Annotated in this window: 4 protein-coding genes and 3 pseudogenes; 6 read left to right on the forward strand and 1 reads right to left on the reverse strand. The window is 58.2% G+C overall.

The window, feature by feature from the left end:
* Window positions 1–188: 188 nt before the first annotated feature.
* The 6 genes and pseudogenes from QJT78_RS46085 to QJT78_RS46110 form a co-directional block, all read left to right on the forward strand.
* Window positions 189–566: pseudogene (locus QJT78_RS46085) on the forward strand (transposase); the annotation flags it as partial.
* Between the two features lie 376 nt (window positions 567–942).
* A pseudogene (locus QJT78_RS46090) lies at window positions 943–1,731 on the forward strand (ISL3 family transposase); the annotation flags it as partial.
* Between the two features lie 634 nt (window positions 1,732–2,365).
* Window positions 2,366–4,471: a type III secretion system export apparatus subunit SctV gene (sctV, locus tag QJT78_RS46095; RefSeq protein WP_028154111.1), complete on the forward strand. Its 2,106-nt coding sequence runs from the start codon at window positions 2,366–2,368 to the stop codon at window positions 4,469–4,471.
* The gene (locus QJT78_RS46100; RefSeq protein ID WP_028154110.1) at window positions 4,468–5,850 is read left to right on the forward strand and encodes an FHA domain-containing protein; all 1,383 of its coding nucleotides are present in this window, start codon (window positions 4,468–4,470) and stop codon (window positions 5,848–5,850) included. The genes sctV and QJT78_RS46100 overlap by 4 nt, the downstream gene beginning before the upstream one ends.
* Before the next feature lie 177 nt (window positions 5,851–6,027).
* Window positions 6,028–6,321 carry an EscF/YscF/HrpA family type III secretion system needle major subunit gene (locus tag QJT78_RS46105; RefSeq protein WP_080586871.1) on the forward strand — a complete coding sequence of 98 codons (294 nt, stop codon included), beginning with the start codon at window positions 6,028–6,030 and terminating at the stop codon, window positions 6,319–6,321.
* A 194-nt stretch (window positions 6,322–6,515) separates the two neighbouring features.
* Window positions 6,516–7,442 (forward strand): LysR substrate-binding domain-containing protein, encoded by a 927-nt coding sequence (locus tag QJT78_RS46110; protein ID WP_049810652.1) that lies wholly within the window; start codon window positions 6,516–6,518, stop codon window positions 7,440–7,442.
* Here the strand turns inward: QJT78_RS46110 and QJT78_RS46115 are convergent.
* A pseudogene (locus QJT78_RS46115) lies at window positions 7,439–8,123 on the reverse strand (IS6 family transposase). The gene QJT78_RS46110 and the pseudogene QJT78_RS46115 sit on opposite strands and share 4 nt — an antisense overlap.
* Window positions 8,124–8,364 lie beyond the last annotated feature (241 nt).

Below are 8,364 nucleotides of genomic sequence, written 5' to 3' on the forward strand. Positions count from 1 at the left end.
TCGTTCGGCCGCACCTCGTAATTCTCCGTCGTTGCCGCCTCCATACCCCCCGCCAACGATTTGCAAACACGTTGATCAACAGACTGCAATCCCCACGCCAAACCTTTGCGAATGGGACGCGAACGTCGCTTACAACTTACATGAGGCAACAGCCTATCATTCGGGAACTTCTACGCTGACGCAATGCGCGCGAGCTTCTGATCGACATCCGCCGGCGCGGACTGCAGGTCGCGCCTGAACTGGCGGTCGGCGATGGCCCACTCGGCTTCTGGAAGGCGATAGATGAAGTCTTTCCCGGCACCGGCGGCAGCGCTGCTGGCAGCACAAGACCGTCAACGTGCTCAACAAAGTTCCGAGCTTCGTGCAGAGTGTTCAAGCTGATCGATGCAGCCTCGAAAACCTGGCGTCGATTGAAGGGCACAAATCAGTTGCCGAAGCTCATCGCCGGTGTCGGATTCGACGACGGCATCGAGGTCAGCCGCTCACATCCGATCAATGTCTCGCCGACGCACGGCGACGACAGGGACGCCTTCTCCGCAGTTGCTCCGGCTGCACTATCGTCATAGCGCCCACAACGCCGCGGCTTCGTTCAATCCGGCCTCTATGAGGTGCACGCGCCACCGCGCGCGCGGATCGCGCCTGCCACGCGACCTCACAGAACCCTCAAGATTCACGGAGGACGCGAATCAGGCCATAAGGCCGGAATCGCAGTCGACGTCCGTGATTCGCCTTGCTCCATGCATTCCGCTCGTTGGTTTCTCCTGACCTTTCGATTGCCCAGATCCTTCCCCAGGCCGATAAAGTGGTGCTCGTGGCTCGGTCGAAGTCAACGGTCTCGTTCTGTCCCTGTTGCGGCTGTCAGACGCGCCGCGTCCACAGCCATTACGTGCGACGCTTTATCTGCCGTGGCAGGGTCGGGTTGTCGAGATCCAGCTTCACGCGCGACGGTTTCGATGCGCGAATTCACAATGCCAGCGTCGGATATTTACTGAACGGTTGCCGGGAACGGTGCGGCCGAAAGCGCGACGCACGTCCCGGCTCGTCGAAAGACAACTGTCGATCGACTTGGCGGTCGGCGGGGAGCCGGGTGCGCGTCTGTCGTGCAAACTGGCCATGCCGGCCAGCGGCGACACGCTGCTGCGGATGATCCGCGCAGCCGAGTTCGAGTCGCCGGAAGCGCCGCGTGTAATCGGCATCGACGACTGGGCCTGGCGCAAGGGGCTGCGCTACGGGACCATCATCTGCGATCTGGAGCGCAATCGCGTCATCGATCTTTTGCCGGATCGAAATGCCGATACGGTCGCGTCTTGGCTGGGCCGTCATCCAGGCATCGAGGTAATCGCGCGGGATCGCGCCGGCATTTATTCCGAGGGTGCGCGTCGCGGTGCTCCCGATGCAGCGCAGGTCGCCGATCGCTTTCACCTTCTCCAGAACCTGGGTGAAGCGCTGCGTCTGGCTGTTGGCCGTCATCGCAAGGCGGTCGGCGCTGCTGGAAAGGCCATGATTGCCGAGATGATCGGAAACAACAAAGCCAGGCGGGAACTATCGGCAGAGCCCGCAAGGAAACTTGATGCCCTGCGCCGCTCGCGGGGCCGCCACCGCCGTTCACTCTATGCCGAAATCCTCGATTTGCGCGCCGCGGCCACGCGTACATTCCTGCTGAACATGGGCCTCCTAGTTCGAGAACGGAATAGGCATGATAATTGCTGCCTCCGGAAGAGGTTGAACTGATCTTGAACGAGCTATCCGAACCGCCCTGCGGTTTACCGCGAGAATATCAATCAACGCTTAGGAGACGCCGTGATGTTCCGGCCAAACGATGGTATCAGTTGGACGATCCTTACTTGCTTGGGGAGCCGACGGGATCGACGCTGGATGTCCCACGCATCTCCAATCGCTCCGAGCGGCGGGAACACTATTGATCGTTTCCCAACACGACATTGTTTCGAAGGCGACCGTCGGAGATTGCAAACCCCGAGACGGAGCATCCTTAAACCGTCCCGAAGCCTAAGAAGCCCACCTGCATTATGTTACGCTACGTTACTTCGTAAGCTCAGCGACTTTTTGAAGAAAAGGCCGTGCGGGAATCGCTGCTTAGGTGCGTGCCGAGCATGGCAGCTGGGACTGACAAATCGACCCCAACACCGTCTGGCGCGTCGCGCCGCCGACGCTGAATATTTGCGGATAGGGGGCTCTGCCCATGCAAAGTGGTTTCTACCATTGCACAGGACGCGGAGAGGGCCGATTCGAGCGCCACGAGCGTTAGTCAAAACAGTTAGGCAAGCGTCAGCGCCGAGGCAGGAAGCTGTCTGCGGTTCGTCACATCATTCACGCCGGACACACACCTACAGAGGAGACCCCGCGCTTGGCTAGTGTCACTTCTCTTGACCGTGTCCGAGCAGTCGCGTCCGGCCGTAATGATATTGTTCTGGTGGCGCTGCTGATCACGATCATCTTCATGATGATCATTCCACTGCCGCCGGTCCTCATGGATGTGCTACAGGCCCTCAACCTGGGGCTCTCGGCACTGCTGCTGATGATGGCGGTCTACATTAAATCCCCCCTTGCGTTCGTCTCCTTTCCTTCAGCGCTCTTGGTGACGACGCTATTTCGGCTATCGCTCGGCGTCGCCGCGACACGCACTATCTTGCTTCATGCAGACGCCGGTCAGATCATCAAGACATTCGGGGACTTTGTGGTGGCCGGCAATCTCGTGGTGGGCGCCGTCACCTTTTTGATCATCACAATCGTTCAGTTTGTCGTCATCACCAAGGGATCGGAGCGTGTGGCGGAGGTTGCTGCACGGTTTTCTCTGGATTCGATGCCGGGCAAACAAATGAGTGTTGACGGCGACTTGCGTGCCGGCAGTATTGATATCCGAGAGGCAAGTCGACGCCGCGTTGCGATTGAGCGCGAGAGCCAGCTGTACGGTGCTCTGGACGGCGCCATGAAGTTTCTCAAGGGTGACGCCATCGCGAGCTTGATCAGCATTGCCGTGAACATCATAGGCGGTATCGCGATTGGAGCGACTCAAAAGGGAATGGGATTGTACGAGGCGCTCGAGGTCTATGCGATCCTGACCATTGGAGACGGGCTCGTCAGTCAGATACCGGCTCTCTTCACAGCGATTACCGCGGGATTTATCGTTACGAGGGTTAGTGACCAACATCGCGGTGCAGATCTCGGCAACGAAATCGGCGACGAGGTCGGCGCACAACCACGTGCGCTGATTGTCGCGTCGTTCATTCTCCTCCTCTTTTCGTTCGTCCCTGGCCTTCCGACGGGAATCTTCATGATCTTGGCGGTTGTAGTCGGAGGCGGTGGCTGGCAATTGCAGCGTAGTCAGCGGCTGGCCACACCGGCAATGCGTCGCGACTCGGTGACAGGGGCAACGCGCTTAACAGCCTCGGACGAGCCGACCGGAGGGGCTGATGGAGCCGACGACATTGGCATCAAGTTCACTGTGCCCCTGATGGTCGACATTGGTCACGACGTTCAGGCGGCCGCCTCTCCCGATCTACTGAAGAAAGCGTTGGATGCAGAACGGCATGCGCTTGTTCTTGATCTCGGCGTCCCTCTTCCAGCGATCAATGTGCGGGTGAACGACAGCTGCAAGGATGGAGCGTATGTCATCATGGTAAATGAAATACCATGCGGTGAAGGGCGACTGCGCTCGCAAATTCTTTTGGCACGTGATACTCCTGAAAACCTCGATCTTCTGGGCATTCCGTATGTTCTGGACAAATCCTTTCTTCCTCAGATCGAGACGGTTTGGGTGGACGCCATACATCGCGAATCATTGCGAGCTGCCAGCATCCCTTTCCTGGAATCGGTGCAGATCCTTAGCTACCAAACTGGCCTAATCCTGCGCAGGCACGCTTTCGAGTTTATCGGCATCCAGGAAACAAGAACTCTTTTGAATCGCATCGAGGTGTGCTTCCCGGAACTCGTAAAGGAAGTACTCCGCTCAGCGCATTTGCAGAAGATTTCAGAAGTCTTTCAACGGCTGATCGCGGAGGAGGTTTCACTGCGTAACATGCGCACCATCCTCGCCGCACTGGTCGAACGGGCACAGAACGAAAAAGACGTTGTCCTGCTGACTGAGCATGTGCGCTGTGCGCTGAAGAGGCAACTCTGCATCCCGTATTGTATCGGCATGAACCTGCTGCCCGCCTATCTTCTCACGCCAGAAGTGGAAGATACGATACGCAGGGCCATTCGGCAGACTTCCGCCGGCAGCTATCTCGCTCTTGACGCGCGAACCACAAGCCAGATCATTGACGCAATACGAGAAGCTATCGGCAACCTAAACCAGCAGCCGCATAAGCCGGTGCTGCTGGCTTCGACGGACATACGTCGATACCTACGCAAGGTCATCGAAACCGACTTCTACGAACTTCCAGTGCTATCCTATCAGGAGCTTCCCCCCGATATCTCCATACAGCCATTGGGACGGATATCGCTGCAATGAGAAATGCCAACATCAAACAAGGTGTTCTGACGGGTGATCAGGCCCAACTGACCTTGCGCGTGCTATCTGGCCCCAACAATGGGGCCGAGACATCGCTCGGCGATGGAGTCTGGCTAGTCGGTAGCCATGGCGCTGACGACATCACCTTCGCAGATCCGGAACTAGTTGGTTCACATCTTCGCATCGTCATCGAGGCGGGGCGCATCCAGATCACCGCTCTTGCACCGGGTGTGCTCATCGGCGGTGATGGTTGTCCCACGGGCCATCCGACAATCCTCGATCCACTCACTCCGGTTCGGGTTGGGCGGACAATTTTCAGTATCGGCCCGACCGGCGGCGGCTTTCCCGATGTCGACTCCGCGGTCGAGCGCAGAAGGCTGCATGCAGAGCGCGCCCCCTCAGCTCCCGAAGGACCGGCGACCCGGGGTCGAGAAGCCCGTCTTGTGATGAACTCGATATCTCGGCCATTTCGGCTTGGTGCGGCCGCTTGCGTCCTTCTGCTGATCGTCTATGGAGCTAGTGCCGGGATGGGGCGCGTTGTTTGCTCTTTCACCTCGGCCATCGTTCCGGGTACTGACCCGATCAAAATTGCCAGGAATATCCTTCGCGATTTGAATGTCGGACGCGGCGTCAGCATCGCGCTCTCCGATAATAACCTGCTCATCGACGGCGACCAGCAAGCTGGAGAGGCTACAAAGATCAAAGCAGCCCTCCACGACGCCGGGCTAACAGCAGAGGTAACAGCGAAATCAGCGACCGCAGCCGCCCTGTCTGATGCAAAGATCATCGACCTGTCAACGACGGTCATGCGGGCATTCGGCGTCGATGGGAGTATTCGCGTGGGAAGCGCCGGAGGGATATCAATAGCGGGATATGGGCCGAGCGATGCAGTTGTCAAAGCGGCCCTTCGTCACCTGCAGCAGGATATTCCCACAGTACGCACAGTTGACGACACGGTCGTAACGCCGGACCGCGCGCGAACCTTTCTAGAGACTGCGACGACAGTCGGACTCCGTCGCTCGATTCGCATCGTGGTGAAGCCAGACGTCATCATTGTTTCGGGAACGCTTACCCCAACCGCCTATAACGAGTGGAGGACCGTTGCTTCCCGCTTCGAGGAGAAGTTCGCACCCCACATTCGACTTGAGGCACACTGTTTGCCAGTTGTATTGCCAACAGCGAGAGGTGTGCACCTCGGCCGGTCTCCATTCATCGTAGTTCAGAACGGAGCGCGCCTGAAAGTCGGCGACAATATCGATCATTTCGGCAAGATCGTTGTCATCAATCGCGACGGAATGCTTGTGCGTGTCGGAGAGTCCGACGTGCACATTGCCTATCCGAACAAGCCGGAATGGATAACAGAGGAGGATCAACTGTGAGCGATCATCTGGTCGTGCTTGAGCTGCAGAAGCAGCTGGTAGACGATGTCGATGGCACCGAGTTATCTGCCCTCGAGAGAGAGTTCGAGAGTTGGCGACAATCGTTGAAACGTGACATGGATAGCGGCGTCACGAGGCGTCATTTCGACGCATTGTGCACATTGCTTGACGCGATAAATGCCGCAGCAGACGCTGTCAGTACAACATGGATGCGCCACCACAGCAGGCGATCCTCTGGCTTGGAGGGGTGAGGTGGATTTCAGCAGGATCAATGGCTCGCTTGGCAGATCTGTTGCGGCATCTGAACTGAGCTTGAGAACTCACATGACGACCATGAAAGCGGACGACACCATGGATCAGCTCAAGCTTCAGCTCTCATTGAACACACATACTACACTCTTGAGCCTGAATTCGACTGTCATCAAAGCAGTTCACGAGGCGCTGAATGGTATTATCAGGAACATTGGCTGAGGTACGCCGGTTAGGCTCCCTCGATTCGAGGTCCGCTGTCGGCGGACGTAGTATCCGACCTGCCGTGCACCGGTGATGTGCTTCCCGTTTTTTGGCAAATGCATTCGTCCCAATATGCATCCGGGATTTTTGATCCGCTGGCACCGCACGCCACAATCAAAGGTCTGAACAACGACGGACGATGTTAAAGCGCTATGTCTTCCAGCCTTATGCAGCTACGTCATTTCCGATATTTCACGGGCATCGTGGATGCTGGTAGTTTTTGCCAAGCAGCGGCGACGATCCACGTGGCGCAGCCGGCCCTGAGTCAGCAGATGGCTGCCTTAGAAGCCGAGCTCGGCGTGGCGCTGCTGCACCGTAGCGTACGCGGCGTTCGCCCAACTCGCGAGGGTGCGGTCTTTTATCGCGAGGCCATGTCCATCCTTCAGCAGGTTGACCAACTGCGCAGCATCGTCCGCTCTGCGGCAGGAGTACCGGAAGGTACGGTAAAGCTCGGGATGGCCTCGGTGTTCGCCGCTTCGTTCGCCTGCGCCTTGATCGAAGGCAGCCGGACAGTGCTCCCAAAAGTGCGCCTCCATCTTGTTACCGGTGACTCTCTTCAGATGAAGCCACTCATCGCATCGCGAGCCCTTGACATCTGCGCTGTGCTCGAGGATGCGCCCACCCCAGGCGTTACCCGCCAGCCACTGTTTCAACAACGGCTCCACTTGGTACGTCCTCGCGCTAAAGGGGACGTCGCTCCGGCCATTTCGCCTGAGGAGTTGGCTGAGCTCCCTCTTGTATTGCCGACACGCCCAAACACGATTCGCGACGCATTAGATCGGACGTTTGAAGCGGCCGGCGTCATGCCGAATTGCATCGCAGAAGTCGACACGTTCGCCAATGCGCTCTCCTTCGTCAGGGCGGGTCTCGCAAATGCGATCCTGCCCAAGGGCGAAATTCCCGATATTCCGGGCGACGAAGATCTGAGGCCGCTCGTAATAGATCCGCCGATCCATATGACGGCTTGCCTCATCTCCTCTGGCGACCTCGCCCCCGCCGCCGAAGCCGTGAGCTCCTTGCTGATTGCGCAGGTACGAAAAGTGCTTCAAACAAGACCTCTTGCGGCATCGTCAACTTAATCGACCGCCGAGCCGAAGGAGACGATTCTCAAAGGTTCGAGATTCGGCGATAGCGCTTGTCGTCGAGATCTCGCGCCAAGTCGCAAAGGCTAATTCGCGCGAAGCACGACGGAAGTCGGCAGTGACGGCTCCGGGATAGGGGATGTGGAAAAGGTTCGCGACCTGATCATGAACTGACAGAAACCGTTGAGCCTGACGGGACGATTTGAAACGCTTCATGATTCACTCGCGTCGCCGCGTCGGCTGATGAGAATTCTCGGCCCGATTGTTGAGAGCTTTGTGCTGGCGATGTTCGACGTGAAAGCCCATCTTCGCTCTCGCAGCGCCGTACGAACGCAGCTTGTCCGTGATCATCACGCGCGGCGGCGTGCCGGCGGATTTCAAGAGCGTCTTCATGAGCCGTTGCGCAGCGCGCGAGTCTCTTCGGCGCTGGATCAAGGCGTCGAGAACGAAGCCATTCTGGTCGACAGCGCGCCAGAGCCAATGTTGTTCGCCCGCGATCGAGACAACGACCTCGTCCAGATGCCATTTGTCGCCACGAGCGGGAGCGCGCTGGCGGATCCGATCGGAGAACGCCTTGCCGAATTTCCTTCCCCACTGGCGCACGCTTTCATAGGTCACACCGATGCCACGCGCCGCCAGCATTTCCTCGACCATGCGTATAACAGCCGACGTCCCCATTCGAGTCTTGACGGCAGCACGCCGGATCAAGCCTACTTCACCCCGCTGCCACCCCGCCTGGCAGCCTAACCCCGGCAGACGCTCCACTTATCGACGCGGAGATCCTGTTCAGACAATCGGGACCAGCTCTGTAAAGCGCTGATGCGGCGTAGGATTCGGTTGCGAAGCCAACCCCATCACCTCCAACCGCGAACGCCACGCCCGCCATGACCGACGATACGATTCCGCCCTTCTCGTTTCC

It is taken from the genome of Bradyrhizobium sp. Mp27 (assembly GCF_029953005.1).
In the GTDB taxonomy this organism is placed as follows: domain Bacteria; phylum Pseudomonadota; class Alphaproteobacteria; order Rhizobiales; family Xanthobacteraceae; genus Bradyrhizobium; species Bradyrhizobium barranii.

Coding starts and splice junctions, on each gene's coding strand:
- QJT78_RS46100 (WP_028154110.1), top strand. CDS start 4,468: ATGAGAAATGCCAACATCAAACAAGGTGTTCTGACGGGTGATCAGGCC.
- QJT78_RS46105 (WP_080586871.1), top strand. CDS start 6,028: ATGCCGCAGCAGACGCTGTCAGTACAACATGGATGCGCCACCACAGCA.
- QJT78_RS46110 (WP_049810652.1), top strand. CDS start 6,516: ATGTCTTCCAGCCTTATGCAGCTACGTCATTTCCGATATTTCACGGGC.